The 16,447-nt window shown below is 39.3% G+C and carries 21 protein-coding genes; 14 read left to right on the top strand and 7 right to left on the bottom strand.

The features are described 5' to 3' along the window. Positions 1–179: 179 nt before the first annotated feature. Positions 180–1,184 (bottom strand): DUF3231 family protein, encoded by a 1,005-nt coding sequence (locus FZC79_RS15370; protein WP_148947658.1) that lies wholly within the window; start codon positions 1,182–1,184, stop codon positions 180–182. 149 nt (positions 1,185–1,333) lie between these two features. Here FZC79_RS15370 and FZC79_RS15375 point away from each other — a divergent pair, with 149 nt between their 5' ends. After that, on the top strand, positions 1,334–1,621 hold the full coding sequence (locus tag FZC79_RS15375; protein WP_148947659.1) for a DUF5316 domain-containing protein: 288 nt from the start codon (positions 1,334–1,336) through the stop codon (positions 1,619–1,621). A gap of 92 nt (positions 1,622–1,713) precedes the next feature. On the opposite strand, the gene FZC79_RS15380 is transcribed toward FZC79_RS15375, so the two are convergent. Beyond that, positions 1,714–1,962: a YueH family protein gene (locus tag FZC79_RS15380; protein ID WP_148947660.1), complete on the bottom strand. Its 249-nt coding sequence runs from the start codon at positions 1,960–1,962 to the stop codon at positions 1,714–1,716. 270 nt (positions 1,963–2,232) lie between these two features. Here FZC79_RS15380 and FZC79_RS15385 point away from each other — a divergent pair, with 270 nt between their 5' ends. Together FZC79_RS15385 and FZC79_RS15390 are read left to right on the top strand one after the other, a co-directional pair. Further along, a complete protein-coding gene (locus FZC79_RS15385; protein WP_148947661.1) occupies positions 2,233–2,706 on the top strand; it encodes a hypothetical protein in 474 nt (157 codons plus the stop codon). A 213-nt stretch (positions 2,707–2,919) separates the two neighbouring features. Next, positions 2,920–3,612, top strand: coding sequence for a polysaccharide deacetylase family protein (locus FZC79_RS15390; protein WP_148947662.1), 693 nt, complete (start codon positions 2,920–2,922; stop codon positions 3,610–3,612). Positions 3,613–3,738: 126 nt separating this feature from the next. On the opposite strand, the gene FZC79_RS15395 is transcribed toward FZC79_RS15390, so the two are convergent. After that, on the bottom strand, positions 3,739–3,939 hold the full coding sequence (locus tag FZC79_RS15395) for a hypothetical protein (protein WP_148947663.1): 201 nt from the start codon (positions 3,937–3,939) through the stop codon (positions 3,739–3,741). 353 nt (positions 3,940–4,292) lie between these two features. Here FZC79_RS15395 and FZC79_RS15400 point away from each other — a divergent pair, with 353 nt between their 5' ends. Together FZC79_RS15400 and FZC79_RS15405 are read left to right on the top strand one after the other, a co-directional pair. Next, positions 4,293–4,727: a cell wall hydrolase gene (locus tag FZC79_RS15400; protein WP_148947664.1), complete on the top strand. Its 435-nt coding sequence runs from the start codon at positions 4,293–4,295 to the stop codon at positions 4,725–4,727. 192 nt (positions 4,728–4,919) lie between these two features. Continuing rightward, positions 4,920–5,225 (top strand): hypothetical protein, encoded by a 306-nt coding sequence (locus FZC79_RS15405; protein ID WP_148947665.1) that lies wholly within the window; start codon positions 4,920–4,922, stop codon positions 5,223–5,225. Between the two features lie 304 nt (positions 5,226–5,529). On the opposite strand, the gene FZC79_RS15410 is transcribed toward FZC79_RS15405, so the two are convergent. Further along, entirely contained in the window at positions 5,530–6,408 is an 879-nt protein-coding gene (locus FZC79_RS15410) for a LysR family transcriptional regulator (protein WP_148947666.1), read from the bottom strand. 113 nt (positions 6,409–6,521) lie between these two features. On the opposite strand from FZC79_RS15410, the gene FZC79_RS15415 reads away from it, so the two are divergent. Next, positions 6,522–7,610, top strand: coding sequence for a citrate synthase/methylcitrate synthase (locus FZC79_RS15415; RefSeq protein ID WP_148947667.1), 1,089 nt, complete (start codon positions 6,522–6,524; stop codon positions 7,608–7,610). A gap of 411 nt (positions 7,611–8,021) precedes the next feature. Further along, on the top strand, positions 8,022–8,528 hold the full coding sequence (locus tag FZC79_RS15420) for a DUF1648 domain-containing protein (RefSeq protein WP_148947668.1): 507 nt from the start codon (positions 8,022–8,024) through the stop codon (positions 8,526–8,528). A gap of 414 nt (positions 8,529–8,942) precedes the next feature. On the opposite strand, the gene FZC79_RS24020 is transcribed toward FZC79_RS15420, so the two are convergent. Next, complete coding sequence (locus FZC79_RS24020) at positions 8,943–9,146, bottom strand: hypothetical protein (RefSeq protein ID WP_353733613.1); 204 nt, start codon at positions 9,144–9,146, stop codon at positions 8,943–8,945. A gap of 122 nt (positions 9,147–9,268) precedes the next feature. Beyond that, positions 9,269–10,582 carry an ABC transporter substrate-binding protein gene (locus tag FZC79_RS15425; protein WP_353733614.1) on the bottom strand — a complete coding sequence of 438 codons (1,314 nt, stop codon included), beginning with the start codon at positions 10,580–10,582 and terminating at the stop codon, positions 9,269–9,271. 99 nt (positions 10,583–10,681) lie between these two features. Between FZC79_RS15425 and FZC79_RS15430 the strand changes: the two genes are divergently transcribed. Beyond that, positions 10,682–11,941, top strand: coding sequence for an MDR family MFS transporter (locus tag FZC79_RS15430; RefSeq protein WP_148947669.1), 1,260 nt, complete (start codon positions 10,682–10,684; stop codon positions 11,939–11,941). 163 nt (positions 11,942–12,104) lie between these two features. On the opposite strand, the gene FZC79_RS15435 is transcribed toward FZC79_RS15430, so the two are convergent. Next, positions 12,105–12,335, bottom strand: coding sequence for a DUF3953 domain-containing protein (locus tag FZC79_RS15435; RefSeq protein WP_148947670.1), 231 nt, complete (start codon positions 12,333–12,335; stop codon positions 12,105–12,107). A gap of 621 nt (positions 12,336–12,956) precedes the next feature. Between FZC79_RS15435 and FZC79_RS15440 the strand changes: the two genes are divergently transcribed. The 6 genes from FZC79_RS15440 to FZC79_RS15465 all read left to right on the top strand — a co-directional run bounded on the left by FZC79_RS15440 (position 12,957) and on the right by FZC79_RS15465 (position 16,112). Beyond that, positions 12,957–13,160, top strand: a complete 204-nt coding sequence (locus FZC79_RS15440; protein WP_148947671.1) for a helix-turn-helix transcriptional regulator — start codon at positions 12,957–12,959, stop codon at positions 13,158–13,160. 2 nt (positions 13,161–13,162) lie between these two features. Further along, positions 13,163–13,588 (top strand): hypothetical protein, encoded by a 426-nt coding sequence (locus FZC79_RS15445; RefSeq protein ID WP_148947672.1) that lies wholly within the window; start codon positions 13,163–13,165, stop codon positions 13,586–13,588. 12 nt (positions 13,589–13,600) lie between these two features. Continuing rightward, positions 13,601–14,407: a hypothetical protein gene (locus FZC79_RS15450; protein ID WP_148947673.1), complete on the top strand. Its 807-nt coding sequence runs from the start codon at positions 13,601–13,603 to the stop codon at positions 14,405–14,407. Between the two features lie 48 nt (positions 14,408–14,455). After that, entirely contained in the window at positions 14,456–14,803 is a 348-nt protein-coding gene (locus FZC79_RS15455; protein ID WP_252183352.1) for an NUDIX domain-containing protein, read from the top strand. A 234-nt stretch (positions 14,804–15,037) separates the two neighbouring features. Then, positions 15,038–15,253, top strand: coding sequence for a hypothetical protein (locus tag FZC79_RS15460; protein WP_148947674.1), 216 nt, complete (start codon positions 15,038–15,040; stop codon positions 15,251–15,253). Positions 15,254–15,920: 667 nt separating this feature from the next. Further along, positions 15,921–16,112 (top strand): hypothetical protein, encoded by a 192-nt coding sequence (locus tag FZC79_RS15465; RefSeq protein WP_148947675.1) that lies wholly within the window; start codon positions 15,921–15,923, stop codon positions 16,110–16,112. Positions 16,113–16,447 lie beyond the last annotated feature (335 nt).

The following is a 16,447-nucleotide window of genomic DNA, read 5'->3' on the forward strand; positions in this document are numbered from 1 at the left end:
AAAGGTTCACTGCCTTCCACATGGAGAAAGTGAACCAAGTTTCCAGCCTATTTATTTTTAAAAAATTGTTTTCCGGCACGCTATAGCTCATTACCCGGCAGATTTTAAAAAAGTTAGACTATCGTGCAATCCCAGACCTGTACCTTTACTTTAAAAAATCGCTTTACTGAGCTGGATTCTTATACATCTTCCGCAATCTCTTTTCGGTTAGGTGCCAAGGGAGGCTGCTCAAGCCACTTGTATTTAGTCATAATATCAAACCATTTTTTGGTTACACTCAGATTTTTCAGGATGGTTTTTTCGTATGTCATGACTAGATCTGTTCTCATAGCAGATGCTAGTCCAGTACCATGATAAGCTTGTGCAACTTGTAAAAGGAAGCCTACATGATAGAGCATCAGTTTGTCGGATAACGGAGGGTCTTGAGAATCCGTTATTTCTGTTTCCCAAGACATTGGAATTGGCAAATTATCTTCATACAAGATGTTTCCGAGTGATTGAATTTGTTCGTCTGATGTCTTTTGAGACGATTTTAGAAATTTCCTGATTTCTGTCGATTGAGTCACTTGGCTGAAACCCATGGAGAGGGCCTTCGCTAATATTTTCTTTTTAATATTTAGGGATAATGCGATAATCTCAGTAGCTGCGAGAGGCCTTTTTTTATCACCGAATCCATCTAGAAATTCAGGACCATTAACAAAGGTTGGCCTGTCTTCCGGATAAAAATAGGGATCTCTTTGGAAATGCCCCATCTCAAGCAATAGCTCGGTTGTTTGATGATACATCTTTTTGGCGTCATTATTGCATTCATCATAGAACTGCCGTAAATCCCTGCGAACGGATGAACTCAAGGCCGTAGTATGTCCCAGCAAACCATGCAGCGTCATGATATGAAGATAGTGCAGACAGAATACATCCGAGAATAACCGTTTTGCTCCTTTATTCAGATCAGAATCATTGAAACCAACTGGAATGGGGAAGCCATCTTTTTCAAGGAAAGAGATGATCTGCACTTTTTGATTATTAAATAACTTCAAGGCTTCTTCAAAAAGGGATTTAATTCTGTCATCCTCAATGATCGACAACATATATTGATTCACAACATCCACAGCAGTTCCGTTTATGTATTCTCCCCAAAGGGTTCCTATTTCACCGGATGTAAGCTTAATATCCTCTTTTTCCACGGTATCACCTCAAAAGTATCTTTCCCTATAATAGAAAAATTATTATTGTGCTCAGTTACCTGAAAGGGAAACTCGAAAAGTTAACCGACTATTTCGAAACTTTTTATCTCCTGATACGTAATTAATGGTATAGACTGGAGATGAATAACATGAAAAAAGTTTTCTTCATAAGTATCTTGTCGGCTTTCCTGTTCTTCTTGGCTGGCTCACTGACGGGATACGAAGTGATTACATTTGTCTGTGGAGGAATTGGCTTACTCGGCCTGGCCATTTCCGGGATTTTTTCCGGAGCTTTTATAAGCGGAAATCAAATCAGGGCAAATACTTCTACTGAATCGAAAGAGGAGAGGAAGAAGAGAGTTAGGCTGATGACTACATTTGCATTGCTTGGATTTCCGCACTTTGCTGCTGCGATTGCGTTGACTCTGCTGTCTTAAAATGCTGGGTATTAGGAAAACAAATAAAACTACTGCCTGTTTTACTACTTAGGAAAGCAGCAGTAAAACAGGCAGTAAGTGGGCTTTTTATTTTAAGAATGCTTTTTAGCTAATTCTTTTATTGCACTGACTAATTCATCAGTATTTCCTTCAAATAAGTGAAAGTTAAGGGAGGACTTCAACTGGTCATCTTGGAAACTGAACTCATCCTCTTTGTTAAACTCAGCTGACCAGTGTATGGCAGGAATGGAAACGATGAATCGCTTGTCAGGTGTCAGGTGAAGGTAAACTTCAGCCGTCTTATTTCCAGATATATTTATCTTTTCATAAGAGGTAATCATTCTTCATCACTCATTTCGATATTATGTATGGACATATTATATCAAAATTCCTTTCAGAAAAGAATTATTAACCTAGGTTTAATATGCTGTTTAGACAGTAAAAAGTAGCCAAGTTGAAAGTAAGTTATTATTCAATCTTTAAATCTTTAATACTGCTCTGTGAAATGCATCATGTATAAACTCATCTTGTTTTAATTGAAGCGATAAGAAGAAATATTTTTTAAAGAGGGTAGAAGCAAGGACAATCCGCAGAAAATGCAGGTGAATGGAATGAATAAAACAATCAGTTTTCTCACCATATTTGTGGTGCTCACTGCTTTTTTCCTTGGGGCTTGTGCTTCGGGTGAAGAAGTATTGAAAATAGGGGATACAACCTTTGCTAAGATGCTCGTTGTACAAAAAGTGGAGAATGATACTTCTGATGAAGCATTAACCAAAAGTATTACTGATGAAACTAAGGTAGAGGAGACATTGAAATTGGTAAGCGGATTAAAAGTAAAAGAACTCAGCACCGATGAGTTTGTCAATAAGCTGAAATCGCAAAACAGCTATTCTTTCTCTTTTTTTAAAACAGAGCAAGATACTTCGGGGATGATACCCTATGCCTTCTATGTATTAGAGGACGGTACCATGATGTTTACTTTTGAGGAAGTTGATTCATTAAGAGAAAAACCATTAATAACAATTAATGCAGAAAAGGAACTCTTGGACAAAATTAAAGATCATCTTGAGATAGAATTTTAAAAAAGTATTACTGGCGGAAATTAAACGAGAAAATGGGAGCAAATTCACTCGTGAATCATGTTCCTGTTTTGTTGTTTTATCATTTCACTAACGGATTTAACATACTAATCATCTGAATATAATACTAAAGCATAAAAAACGTTTCCAAATAGAAATTCATACTTTATTATAATAGAACAAGAAGAATTTGCGAAATTTAAGGAGAAAAAAGTCATGAAAAAGAAGCTGCTACTCATTAGCATAGCCGTTCTATTCTTTATTATTTTATTGTTTTGTACTTATAAATTAATGAACTCCAGAACTTTTCAACTATTTGGCGGACTAACCAATAAGGTAGAAACAAATCAGAAGGCAGTTGCGTTGACCTTTGATGATGGTCCAACTGATAATGTTGACGATATTCTAGCTGTGTTAAACCAGTACGATATTAAAGCAACTTTTTTTCTTGTTGGAAATGAAATCGAAAAGAGGAAAGAAGAAGCTGAAAAGATTGCCGCAGCAGGACATCAGGTTGGAAATCATTCTTATTCTCATCAACGGATGATTTTTAAATCTCCTTCCTTTATTAAAGAAGAAATTGAAAAAACAGATAGGCTAATAGAAAGCATTGGATACGAAGGTGAAATAGACTTCCGTCCGCCAAATGGCAAGAAATTAGCCTTTTTACCTTTTTATTTACAGAAAGAAGGTAAGGAAACGATTACTTGGAATATTGAACCTGATCATGCGGTTGATAAAGTGGAGTATGTAAAGAGAAATATAGAGAATGGTTCGATCATCCTTCTGCATCCTATGTATGATGAGTCTGGGGAACAATTGCAACTGCTCGAAAGTATAATAAAATTATTAATAGAAGAAGGATATAACTTTGTTACGGTGAACGAACTGCAGGAATTACAACAATAATAATATAGATACAATCCGGGAATGATTTTATGCATTCGTTGGTTAAATATTATGCGGGGAGACTCAGACAAGTACTAATGACCTAAAGGTATTATGATGATTACCATATTTTCAACCTGGTAATCATCATCTCTGTCTTACTAATTGTTTGTATTTGTCCCAGCTTCTCCAGCTTACTGCGCTTAATCCGATAAGCATCAGGAGAAATTGAAAGGCGTCTCTGTTCAATTCTAAAATAAAAGCAATGCCTCCAGAAATCGGAATTAAAGCTAGAGTAAAAATGGCGATCCATTTATAAGCATAGGGATTTTCTTTTTTCGTATTCATTCCTAATGACCTCCTGCCTTACTAAACTTCAGTTAGATACAGTCGACGAAATTCTAACCCTCTCTCACTCATACGGTTAGAATGACTAAAAGTTTCAGAAAGAAGAGGTGGCTGAATTTATTTTTAAGGAAAATTTGGATAAGGTAAGGGGTACAGGTGCAGCTGCAGATCAAGGTACGCAATTAAGAAGAATCAAAAATTGAAAAAAATAAAATTACAACTGTTAAAGTCCAATTAAAAATTTTTTAGAAATAACTTCAGCATTCTATTCTAAAAAAGATCAGGCAGAAAATTTTAGATTTCCTGACATGAACCCAGCCTTTTTTCAATACACTATTTCTGAGGTGAAAAATATGCCAAGAGTGAAATATAGAGATTCTGACATTGCCTTAATGGCTAGGATGATGCGGGCTGAAGCTGAAGGTGAAGGAAAGCAGGGCATGCTGTATGTTGGAAATGTAATCGTTAATCGTGCGATCGCAGATTGTTTGGACTTCAAAGATGTGAGGACTATTAATGATGTAATATATCAAGTACAAGGAGGAAATTATTCCTTCGAAGCAGTCCAAAAAGGGAACCTCTTCTATAACAGAGCCAGATCAGTGGAGAAAAGACTCGCAAAACAGAATTTAGATTATTGGCGCCAGCACCCCGGAAAATATGCACTATGGTACTTCAATCCTTATGCCCCTTGTCCTCCCACCTGGTATGGGCAGCCATTTGCCGGACAGTTTAAAAATCATTGTTATTATGAACCGGTAGGCGGGACGTGTGACAGTGTTTATTGATAAGAGTCTTAGAAAAGAGTCAATATTAAAGAAGGAACCTCCTGAGGAATCAGGGGGTCCTTTTTTCTGCTTTCAAAGTTTTCTTTCAGCCAAAAGGTATTGCAGCCAAATTCTAAATTTCAATCGCAAGGTGTGATTGGCAGCCATTCGATGATAAAATGTAGAAATAATATCGAAGAAAGGAGAATGTTTATGAAGATCAACCTGCTAGTGTTTGTCTCTTCTGTGAAAGAGAAAAGCCAGATGGAAGCCCTTGTGAAAACCTTTGAGTCAACAATCCGGCCCTTCAATGGCGATATCATTGCGGATCCGGGATTTGACGCTGATTTCCATAACGGATATGAAGTAGTGAAAGTAACCATCGATTATGAAGCGGATGAGTGCTGGGTCTCCCTTTCGCCGCTCCTGATTGAAAAAGAAGACATTTCTTCCACAGCCTACATAGAAAAACTGAAAAATCATGGCTGGAGAGTTTTAACGAAAGAAGAGCTGTCGTAATGAGGTGAGTGGACCAGGTTACAGAAGAATAGTTATACTTTGACTCAGCAAGTAAGAGGATATGTCGTACGAAAGTTAAGCTGAAAAAAGCAGCAAGCGACTTGGTCATTTTTCAATAGAGTTTTGCTTAGTTCTTGTTGACTCTCATTCTGTCTGCAACTCTAATCTCCACCTGGAGTAAAGAATCCAGCCGTTTGGAATCCGCTTCTGAAGGATGACTAGTTTGGAAGACAACTGCAAGGAAGAAAGGGGAGTGCTATTTTGCGGTTCCCTTTTCATCCTCATATTACTGAAATCTTCTTTATCACAATCTGAATCCCGACAAAAACTCAAGAAATTCCTTCTGCTCTTTATGCAGGTACTTGATAATTGAGTAAATGTTTGCCTCTGGTAAATCGAAAGTATTCCTCCTCACTTCCAGCATCCTTCCTTCGAGCAATTCCCTTCGGACCGTCGACGAAGGAAGGTAGGAAACCCCAAGTCCTTCAACTATAAACCGTTTGGTTATATGAATCTGGGAAACTTCCATCATCCGTGCAGCAGGGTAGAACCTTTTTACCGTGGAGCATAAATCATCCCAGTAATCCGGATGGTTATGGGTCAATAAATAGTTGGATTCCAGAAGTTCTTCTTCCTCCAGGGGATAAGCGGATTCAGAATCCCTGCCATCATGAGGAGCCACCAGGATGACCTTGTCGGAATACAGCTTTGTGCTCTCAATTTGAGGATGATAACTGTGAAGGCAGGATAAACCAATATCTACTTTTTCCTCCAGCACAGCTCTTTCAATTTCATGTGATTCAATGATTTTGACTGAAATCTCTACCTCTGGATGCCTTTTCAGATACTGCTTAAGAACATACGGCAGCACATTGTCGGCAATCAAAGGAGATATGGCAATAGTCAGTTTTGCTGTATAGCCCTGGCTGTATGATTGCAGTTCTGTAATCCCATCTTCATAAAGGCTGATCAATTTCTGTGCATGCTTCAGATATAATCTGCCGGCTTCAGTTAGTTTGATGCTTTTTCCTTTTCGTTCAAAAAGAGATACTCCCAATTCTTTTTCGAGCAGCTTAATATGCACGGTTACCGAGGGCTGTGAAATGAAAAGCTTTTGAGATGCCTTTCTGAAATTATTAAATTGTGCTGCTGTTATAAATGTCCTTAACCAGCTGAGCTCCATTGAAGCACTCCTTATTAATATAATTAATTAACCTCTTTAAATATATTTAATTTTCTTAATTATATAGCCATTATACAATAAAGGTAATTCAATGAATAAGGGGATGAGATGAAATGTATCAACAGGGATTAAAAGGAATTGTGGCAGCACAAACGAAAATCAGCCATATAGACGGTGAAAAAGGGATTTTGATTTATCGGGGAAGGGAAATCCGTCAATTAGCAGAGAGACTTTCCTTTGAAGAAGGAGCTTTCCTGCTATGGAAAGGGTTTTTGCCAAATGCGGCCGAATTGCAGGAACTAAAAACTCAGCTCGTCCAGCACCGTAGTTTATCACAGACTATGAAGAATGTTATAAGCAGTCTTCCAGAAAACATGGATATGATGAGTGTTTTGAGGACCGCCATTTCAGCAGAAGGTTCTGCAGTGTATTCTTGGAAGCCCTCAATCGACCAGGCAATAAGGCTTACGGCTGTTATCCCTTCGATCATCGCTTTTAGAAGCAGTTTGATTGGTAAACAGCCGTTTCAAGAACCAAATAAAGAGTTGGATCATGTTGCAAATTATTTGTATATGCTTACGGGCGGCACTCCATCGAACGCAGTGGTCAATGCGCTGGAAACTTATATGATTCTGACCATGGAACATGGCATGAACGCATCAGCTTTTTCAGCCAGAGTTACAGCTTCAACTGAATCTGACTTGGTTTCCGCCATCACCTCTGCTATCGGTACAATGAAGGGACCGCTTCATGGTGGTGCCCCCTCTGGAGTCATTGATTTATTAGAAGAGATAGGGACACCTGACAGAGCAGAAAGCGTGATTAGAGAGAAGCTGCAAAAAGGCGAAAAACTGATGGGATTTGGACACAGAGTGTATAAGACCCATGATCCCCGCGCCATCACTCTGAGAAATAAGCTAATAGAAGAAAGCGGCGCCGACAACTCGCTGGATCTAGCTCTTCATGTCGAAGAAACAGCCATAGAAGTGTTAAAAGAAGTGAAACCGGGACGTGCGCTGTACACTAATGTAGAATTCTACGCAGCCGCTATTATGAAATCGATTAATTTCCAAGCCGAACTCTTCACCCCGACATTCACTGCCAGCAGAATCGTCGGCTGGACTGCACATGTGTTGGAGCAGGCGGAGAATAATGTCATCTTCCGACCGCAGTCTGAGTATGTTGGAGAGGTTTTAGAGTAATGTACTAACTTAATTTTTTCTTCCTTTTTAAAAAGTGGATTGGTTCTGCTGAGAGTGGATTTATTCTGCATGAAGTCTTTCTCTCTAAGGAGCTGAAGATGTAAAAAGAGGGTTTTTACATCATGATTTTTTCAAATAATCTCGATAATTCACATCATGAAATAGGATTCTTTAAATTCTTTAATTAAGAGAATAGATGCTGTTGGAGTTACTCCTTCCAAGTAATAGCTGTCATTTTAGATCATCCTGTACTTTCAAACAGGGCGATTCCTTTTGTCTGAAATGAGTGAAACCTCCTTGTATTTCATCCGTAGAAAATATAAAGATCTCTTTTGAAACATTTTCTTGAGTTGGCAGAGCATGGAGATGTGAAGCGTCTAAGTTCCCTTGGTAAAGGAAGGAGAGAATTAAATGTTAACTTCACCAAATCGACCTAAAATAAATATCCCGAAAACAAAAAGCGAGTGGATGTGGGACATAGCCGGTTATGCCATGTATATTGGCTCAATCATCTTTATGCTCTTTCATTGGAGCAGCATTCCCGATAAAGTACCCGCACATTATAATGCATTAGGGGAAATTGACCGTTGGGGATCTAAAACGGAACTGTTCATTTTACCTGCAGTGGGTGTGTTCATAATTATTTTTATGCAGCTGTTTGAAAAGTTCCCGGAATCGCATAATTATCCTCAGCGATTTAATGAGAGAAACGCGAAACAATTTTATTTGCTCAGCCGGAAAATGATGAATAGATTGAAGAATATTTGTTTGATTATTTTTGCTAGCATTCTATTTGAATCTGTTTCTATCGCTCTTGGCTGGGGTGAGGGGCTCGGAGTATGGTTTTTACCGGTGACCCTATTGGGTGCTGTTTATCCGATTGTTTCATACTTGATTCAGCAGAGGAAGATAAAATAATGGTTAGGTAAATTCTTGTTTAAGGCCAAGTTACTTTAGTGGGGCCTTCATTCGGGGATTTCATCGGTTTTACTGGCTTATCTCATTTACGGGCATACGGGCCTACAGCCAGGGCTATTCCTCATCTTAACGGCCCGTAAACTTCACTTACGGGCCAATATCCAGGGCTTTTCTTATCTCAACAGCCCGTAACCTTTCTCCAAAGCGCTATGACCTTAAACCTAATTACCCTCAGTATTTTTATAGGTGAGAGCAATCAAAAATAGGTAATGTGGTACTAGAGCGAGATACATCAAAAGTTACGAAAAAGCAAGATTATATCCCGCCATGCCTGAGATGGTTAAAAAGCAACAAACTAATCCCTTCAAAGTTGGTCCGCCCATCCATCATACCTTCAGGTAACCATCCACTCGCTCACACCCTTGGACGAACCCACAACTTGGAAAAGTCTACGTACCCAAAGTGCTTGATTTTGATGTTCATGATATCCGATGAAAAGGGTATAAACCTCTTCTCGTAGTAGAGGGGAATCATAATCGATTGTTCAATGAGCTTCCTTTCCAGCTGCATATTAAGGGAATCCCACTCTTCAAAAGGAATATGAGGATACTTCTCCAATTGGAGATTTAACTCTTGATTTTCCCTGACAATTTGATGAAGAGGCGAGTAACCATTTTTCAAAAAGTAATAGAAAGAGAAATCCTGATTTGATTCAAAGATCTCGCCATGAATGAAAAGGTCTACGTCAAGGGTTGGACCTCTCTGTTCAATGTATCTGCAAAAGAGAACCATTGAATTTCAACTGGGATATTTTCTTTTTCAAAGATATCGGCTAGCCATTGAGTAGTGCTGGCTGTATAGTTGACTCCGCGGATTACTATCGGCCCGTTAAATTCAGGGCGATCCACCTCTCGCATTGTTAATTCATGACTTTTACCAGCCATTACGCTTTTGTTGTTTGGTGTGAGCCGCGGACTGCAGTCACCAATGGTTTTGATGTTTTTATTGATGACCCAATGCAGGTATTGCTGAACTTCTTTTCTCCTGATATCACTTTGACGGCAGGTATTCATCACGACAATACCAAACCCTGAATCGCTTTCCACCTCAAAAGATTGATCCTGTTCCAAAGGCGAGTGGTAGATGCCGCGGAATTCGTGGGGCACCTGAATGAATTCTACCGTATCGAGAAGAGGTCTTTCTTGAAAGTAGTCCTTAAATGCGGCAAGAGTTGTCTTCTCGGGTTTGTTTACTTCCAACGAAAAACAACCTGTTCCCAGGATTCCTTCTCGAGTCTCTCGATACATACTGGCGCACATCATACTTAGAAGAGGAAGGATATAACTGCAGCCTCCGGGATAATGGATATCGAGGATAAGCGGTGTTTTCACTTCGATTCTTTCTACAGGCTCCCAAATTTCTTTGTAGCGATGATGATGGCGTAGTTTTTCCAGGCAAACTGCTGCATCCTTTGCAGTAAAAAGGGAGCCGTCGTGAAATTTTATATCTTTTTTTAAATAAAGCCGCAGCATGGATGGTGAAGAATCCCAGCTATGTGCCAGCTCAGGTACTATTTCGCCAGTTTCTGTCAATGAGACCATCCTGTTAAAAACGTTCGCTACTAGATGGGCGCTTAGTACATCTGCAGCTTGGAGAGGATGGACGGAAAAGAAAGGGTACCGTTTGGGGACGATTAGTTTGTCCTGAGATTCTTGTACAAATCCAAGTTTTGTTTGAAATTTATTCATCAGACGAAGCTTACTGTCGGTCGACCAATCATACATCAAGTAGCGGCTGCTCCGTTCAACTGGCTCCTGGTCGATTCGCTTCAGTGCTTTTTCTTCAAAAATAACTTCTACATCTTTTATCCATTTAAGTTTGGAAACATTTCCACGGCCGCGGCCAGGTGTAAAAGTAAACCAGCCTTCTTCATCCCACTTTTTCAGATAACGGCCCGACTGTTTTGGGCTGAGTTGAAGAGTTTTTGAGATTTCTACAGTACTGATGTTTCCACTCGGGAAATGTCTCCAGAGAGTGAGTAATTTATCATCCATTAATTCTTCCTCCTAAAAGGGGACATCATTTGTTGAACTGTCTATTTTTAAAACTAGTAGTCTAGTTTAATATACAGTATACAAGGGGAGGGGAACAACATGAAATGGAAGGAACTACCTAGAAATATTAAAGTGCGGATGATTACATCATTTTTCAACAGAGCTGTTTCCTCAGCGGTCATGCCGTTCATGGCACTATTTTTTGCTGGGGAATTAGGAAAGGTATGGGCAGGAGCATTCTTGATCATTACGGTAGTGGTCGGGTTTCTCATCAACCTGGTTGGCGGATATATCTCTGATCGCTTTCCGCGTAAGAAGGTGCTGCTTGCGACCTCATGGCTGAATGCATTGTTTTTCCTCATCATGACGATCAGCTTATTTCCAGAGAGTAAACTCATCCTGCTGTTTGCTATTGCTTACATAGGTTTTATCATAACAAGCAGTCTCGGGCGTCCGGCGATGCATGCGATTATTATAGATTCGACTACACCGGAAAATAGAAAAGCGGTCTACGCATTGGATTACTGGCTGATTAACCTTTCAATGGCCATCGGAGCTGCGCTTGGCGGACTTCTGTATATGAATCATCAGATAGAGCTCTTTATGATGCTGACCTTTACATCCACTACGATTCCGATAGCTTATGGCATTTGGCTGCAGGACAATTTTAAGGATCAGCTGAAAAAGCAGCACAAGAATGTGTTCATTGATTTGGTGAACAATTACCGAATCGCTTTTAGAGATTCAGCCTTTGTGAAGGTGGTCGCTGGCTCCACATTCATTTTTGCAGCGGAATTTTCTTTGAACAGTTATATCGGCATACGGCTTGCCGAAACGTTTAACGCTGTGAATATAGGCAGCTTTGAGATTGCCGGCGTCAGAATGCTGAGTATCTTGAATATCGAGAACATGCTTCTGGTCGTATGCTTCACCTTCATCGTGAACCGCTTCACTGATAAGTTCAATAAGAAAAACGCCTTGCTTATTGGACTCATTCTATATGGAATCGGATATGTGACCGTTACATCAGCTAACACCTGGTACATGCTTATTGCCTTCAATCTGATTGCGACGCTGGGTGAATTAATTTACTCACCGATCCGCAATGCTGAACAAGCCAATATGATTCCAGATGACAAGCGGGGATCCTACTCTGCGTTTTCTAATTTGTCGTTCAGCGGAGCTGATTTGATTGCAAGGTCCACCATTATCATCGGGGCGTTCCTGATGCCGACGATGATGTCTGTGTATATAGGTGTCATCATCATGTTTGGGATTGTTTTAATTTACACAGGACTGTTTGCGCGGAATTGGAAGGCTGGAAAAGTAATTGGCGAAAATGTACGTGCTGCGGAATAAATATTTTTTAAAAACGTTCTTTATACAACTGATTTACTTGTGAAGCGATAACCGATCCCGCATAGAATCATTGAAACTATCAGGATCACCCACAGTATTTCTCCACACAAAAGGACCGGCTCCGATCAGAGTCAGTCCTTTTGTGTTATTGTTGTTTTTCACACTAAAAAATGACCAAGTCAATTCCCCAGCTCATAGCGATCAAAGAGGTGAAAATATAGACGATTCCCAGAGTTCTTTCTTGTTTTTTCCGTAGTTCACTTATCCCTGAAATTAGTGTAAGGATTCCTGATCCAAACAATACGAAGGGGAGCAGCGTGTCATTATTCGTTAAGAGTCCAAAGAATGAAAGCACTGTTACTATTAAAGCAAAAAGAACTAAATATTTATTCAATCGATTACCTCCAAAAAAACATTATGAACCCTCAACTCAGTTATATCCTTAATTAATTGGTGGAATTAAAGAAGATGGAAAATTACTATAATATTTAGAAATTTTTAATTATCTATATGTCAACATATCTTTTGGAACTTTTTTCGCTGATATCTTCATCCCCTCCAATAATGTGAATGGAGAGCTTTCAATCAAAATTGGCCAATTACATGGGTGATGGTCTTTCATATTAAGTGAAACTGGATTCATTGAGACCGATTTTGAGTTCAACCTTTTTATCTTTTTTGTCAAAACGCCACTTGGAATTTTTGAAATAATTGGAACATAATAAGGAAACTGATTTTGGAAAGATTTCTTCAGTTGTAAATTCAAAAGTAAATCTTGTTTAAGTTTCTTGAACAGTAATTAGGTGAACAAACCAGAAACTGACCAATTAGAGTCGATTTCTGGTTTTTTATTGCGTTTTTTTAACCCAAAGCCCCTCTTTGTCAATGAAAAAGAAGAGATTTAACAAATTATACAATAAATGGTTACTAAAGTATGAACAAAAACAATAATCCTATACAAAATGCAAAGGATACCTTACATTAAGGATATAAATACCAAAGGAGATTTTTGGAAATGCTGAAAAATTCTGTTCGTGAGTTACGTGCAAGGTTTCGTTTGACTCAACAAGATTTGGCTGAGTGCGTAGGTGTCACGAGACAAACCATAGGACTCATTGAAAAAGGGGACTACGCGCCGTCCATCACGCTTGCCCTGAAGATTGCTCATGTTTTTGCGGTTCCGGTAGAGGAAATTTTCCGTTTAGAAGGAGAGAGATAGCTTTGTTAAAGAGAACGTATCAGTCACCATTGTTTAATTGTTTCTTGATTTTTTTCTTAGGCCTCATTATGATCGGCGAACATTATGCAGCCCACATACCATCCTGGCTGGTCATTGATCCAATGGTTTTGGGAATTCCGATATTAATCATCATCGCTGTTATCCCTTTTTACAATAGAAGGAATCCCGAGGACAAAATCAAGCCAAGTATTATCCCGATGGAACTCAGGGAAGAGGATGAAGGGATGCAGTGGCTGACTTTCAAAGCGACAAGAAAGGTTTATATCTTTTATGCTTTTGCCATTCCATTAGGCATAGCTTTAACGGCCTATCTTAATCATTTACCTTATTTTTCTATTATTCTACTCGCTGTTATGGGGATGGTTCAGTACTTGATTTATTGGCTGCAGATGAAGAAATTCCAGTAAGGAAGTGGGCCTGTGGATACTCAGCTTATTGTATCGGTTGCGATCATAATTACATTAATTGAAGTCCTTGCGGTAGTCCTGTTTATTAAATACAGGCGGGGAGATATCGAAGAAAATCCTTTTATTTCACTTTTAAAAAAAGAAGGACTGCTGCTCTATTATAGCATTTTTCGATGGAAACAGAATGAGAGAGAGGTACCCGGAGTACGACGATTTCATTATCATAAAGGATCCCTTTATTTCTGGTTGTACATCGCTCTCCTTCATCAACAAGTTATTGAAGGAGCCGTTTTTCATATCTATTTAAAGGAAGTGGATCCTCTCCGAGCAAATATTCTTTTGATTTTACATGTATATAGCTTTCTTTATATCATGGGTGATTATAACTACGTCAGAAATTCACCGATCGAGCTCATAGGAAAGAAGGTACGAATGAGAATTGGCGCTAGGAGGGAATTGACCTTTCATGTGAAGGATATTGAAAAGATTCAGCCTGCCCGCACGCAGTACCATAAAAGCGGGGGAATGGTCCATGAAAAGAAGGTCTTTCATGCAGGAGCTCTTCCAAGGGTGCTCACCAGGATATTCGGTGTGACAGATGAGCTGAAATATGAAATTGTATTCAAGAAACCTCTGTATGCAAGAGGGTATTTCGGGCAAAAGAAAGAGGTAACAAAAGCGCTGATTTATATGAGTCAACCGGAGGATTTCATTGACGCTTTAAAGAATCAAATGGCACATGGTAAGGATAGTGAAGAGGAAGCTGCTTACATTGAAGTAAAGGAAACAAGACCTTCTCTCATTAATTGGAAAGTGTAATCGGACCGTGGATAGCAGATAAATTTTCTTTCTAGAAAGGGAAAAGTATTGGAGAATAACATACCTATTAGGTGTTTAGGGATTGCGGTGGTGCTGCTGCAGAAATCAGATACCGGATACAAGGTATTATTGTTAAAAAGAGATTCAGAAGTTCTTGATGAGGCATGGTGTTATATTGGCGGCAGGATAGAACAAGGGGAAAAAGCTTGGGAAGCAGCCTTAAGGGAAATTCGTGAAGAAACCGGACTTGAAGGTGTAGTGCTTTATACTTCCAATAAATTTGACCAGTTTTATTTACCAGCAGAGAATTACATTTACTTGGCACCGGTCTTCGTGGGGTTTGTGGATCAAGAGCACGAGGTCATTTTAAATGGTTCTCATTTGAAGAAGCAGTAGAAACAGCGTCATTACCCGGAAACGATGATGTGCTGAGGTTCATTGAGAAGCATTTTGTCAAAAAGCACCCATCAAAATACTTATTGATTGGTTCATAAAATCCTAAAAGCTGGAGAGGATAAAAGACATTTGCGGAGCAGCTTTTATACATTTGGGACAGATGCCCAAGCCAAACCCAATTTCCTACATATAAAATAGTGTAGAGATGTATATAGGAAATGGAGGTAAGAATGTATGTACTACAGAGGCCCTCATCAACCGCAAAATCAACGTTTCTTTGGATTTGGTTTCGGATTGCCATTCTTAGGAGGGTTGGCAGGAGGATTGTTAGGCTCGGCGCTTATAGGTCCCAGACCGTTTTACGGATATCCGCCACCGCCGCCACCGCCACCGCCTTGGGCTGGTCCGCCAAGACCTTGCTGCCCGCCTGGTTATGGTTATCAATACTGATTTTAGATAAAGAGGCTGGACACTTTTGTCCGGTCTTTTCCTGTTGGTTCGCTTGATAAGATATGGCGGGATGTAAGAAAGGGATTACACTTTTTTGTAAATGGAATTCCCTTTTACAAGGATTTCATTGGTGGACGGGTGAGACTTACTATTTCATATTTACCATTTACCTCAATGAATTTCTCTTCCAAAACTTCACTTCCTTAAGAACTGCGACTCAGTCAAGCAGTTTTTTATTAATAAAATATACATGGCTGTCAGGAGCAATAGCATCGCCCCTACATAGCACTGTTCCCTCATAGGTTTAGTCATCCATACTATTGAAAATCACAAGCAGTCCAAGTAGAAGGAATAATCCCATCTCTGTAACTGTTCCTAATAATGGTTTGTATTTATCATCTTTTCATAAAAACCAGAGAGTAACCACGTCTGTATTTTATCCCAATCAAGGAGGAACCCCCTTAAAGGGCAATATCAATCACAAGTAACCCATATTCCAACACAGAACGCCTCCTTAATGGTTATACGAATTAGCTGGAGGAAAGTTTCTATTATAAAGCTGAGTTTCATTTCATAATCTCTATGCGTTAGTGGCAAAATCACACATAATTACATGGAAAGCTGCAAAAAATATAAAGTGATTGAAGAGAAACGAGGGGGGAACATTATGAAGTTATCTAGTGAGGAACAGGCAGTTATCGAGAAGGCATTGAAGTCAGCCTTTGGTCATACAACGGATCAAGAAGAGTTGAAATTGTATCAGGGAGTACTTGAAAAATTGCAAGCCGGCGAGAATAGCCAGGCACCTGCAAACCAAGACGGCTTCCGGTATGACTACGATGATTCATCTAATGTTTGAATTAGTTTTGGATAAGTGAGTTTAAGAAGAGCGTTTTCTTTTCATTCGTACCGTTTTCTATGGTTTCCTCAGAATTAATGGTACGTTTCCTTGTTAAGCGTACCATTTTCTTTTTCTTCTTCAAAGTTAATGGTACGTTTCTTTGTTAATCGTGCCGTATTCTTTGGCTTCCTCAAAGTTAATGGTACGTTTCCTTGTTAAACGTACCGTTTTCTTTGGCTTCCTCAGAGTTAATGGTGCGTTTTCTTCTAATTTTACCCTAAACTTTAAGAGTATTATCTTACCGATACGTTAGTTTACTGAAAATACTGTTGAAATATAAAAAACACACCGGT

This window comes from Rossellomorea vietnamensis, assembly GCF_008180615.1.
Classification (GTDB): Bacteria; Bacillota; Bacilli; order Bacillales; family Bacillaceae_B; genus Rossellomorea; species Rossellomorea vietnamensis_D.

What these genes read in the sequence shown, in the direction of transcription:
- FZC79_RS15375 (WP_148947659.1), top strand. Translation starts at nt 1,334, where the DNA reads ATGAAAAAAGTTTTCTTCATAAGTATCTTGTCGGCTTTCCTGTTCTTC.
- FZC79_RS15425 (WP_353733614.1), bottom strand. Translation starts at nt 10,582, where the DNA reads ATGGATGATAAATTACTCACTCTCTGGAGACATTTCCCGAGTGGAAAC.
- FZC79_RS15465 (WP_148947675.1), top strand. Translation starts at nt 15,921, where the DNA reads ATGAAGTTATCTAGTGAGGAACAGGCAGTTATCGAGAAGGCATTGAAG.
- FZC79_RS15430 (WP_148947669.1), top strand. Translation starts at nt 10,682, where the DNA reads ATGAAATGGAAGGAACTACCTAGAAATATTAAAGTGCGGATGATTACA.
- FZC79_RS15400 (WP_148947664.1), top strand. Translation starts at nt 4,293, where the DNA reads ATGCCAAGAGTGAAATATAGAGATTCTGACATTGCCTTAATGGCTAGG.
- FZC79_RS15390 (WP_148947662.1), top strand. Translation starts at nt 2,920, where the DNA reads ATGAAAAAGAAGCTGCTACTCATTAGCATAGCCGTTCTATTCTTTATT.
- FZC79_RS15405 (WP_148947665.1), top strand. Translation starts at nt 4,920, where the DNA reads ATGAAGATCAACCTGCTAGTGTTTGTCTCTTCTGTGAAAGAGAAAAGC.
- FZC79_RS15440 (WP_148947671.1), top strand. Translation starts at nt 12,957, where the DNA reads ATGCTGAAAAATTCTGTTCGTGAGTTACGTGCAAGGTTTCGTTTGACT.
- FZC79_RS15460 (WP_148947674.1), top strand. Translation starts at nt 15,038, where the DNA reads ATGTACTACAGAGGCCCTCATCAACCGCAAAATCAACGTTTCTTTGGA.
- FZC79_RS15395 (WP_148947663.1), bottom strand. Translation starts at nt 3,939, where the DNA reads ATGAATACGAAAAAAGAAAATCCCTATGCTTATAAATGGATCGCCATT.
- FZC79_RS15380 (WP_148947660.1), bottom strand. Translation starts at nt 1,962, where the DNA reads ATGATTACCTCTTATGAAAAGATAAATATATCTGGAAATAAGACGGCT.
- FZC79_RS15415 (WP_148947667.1), top strand. Translation starts at nt 6,522, where the DNA reads ATGTATCAACAGGGATTAAAAGGAATTGTGGCAGCACAAACGAAAATC.
- FZC79_RS15410 (WP_148947666.1), bottom strand. Translation starts at nt 6,408, where the DNA reads ATGGAGCTCAGCTGGTTAAGGACATTTATAACAGCAGCACAATTTAAT.
- FZC79_RS15385 (WP_148947661.1), top strand. Translation starts at nt 2,233, where the DNA reads ATGAATAAAACAATCAGTTTTCTCACCATATTTGTGGTGCTCACTGCT.
- FZC79_RS15420 (WP_148947668.1), top strand. Translation starts at nt 8,022, where the DNA reads ATGTTAACTTCACCAAATCGACCTAAAATAAATATCCCGAAAACAAAA.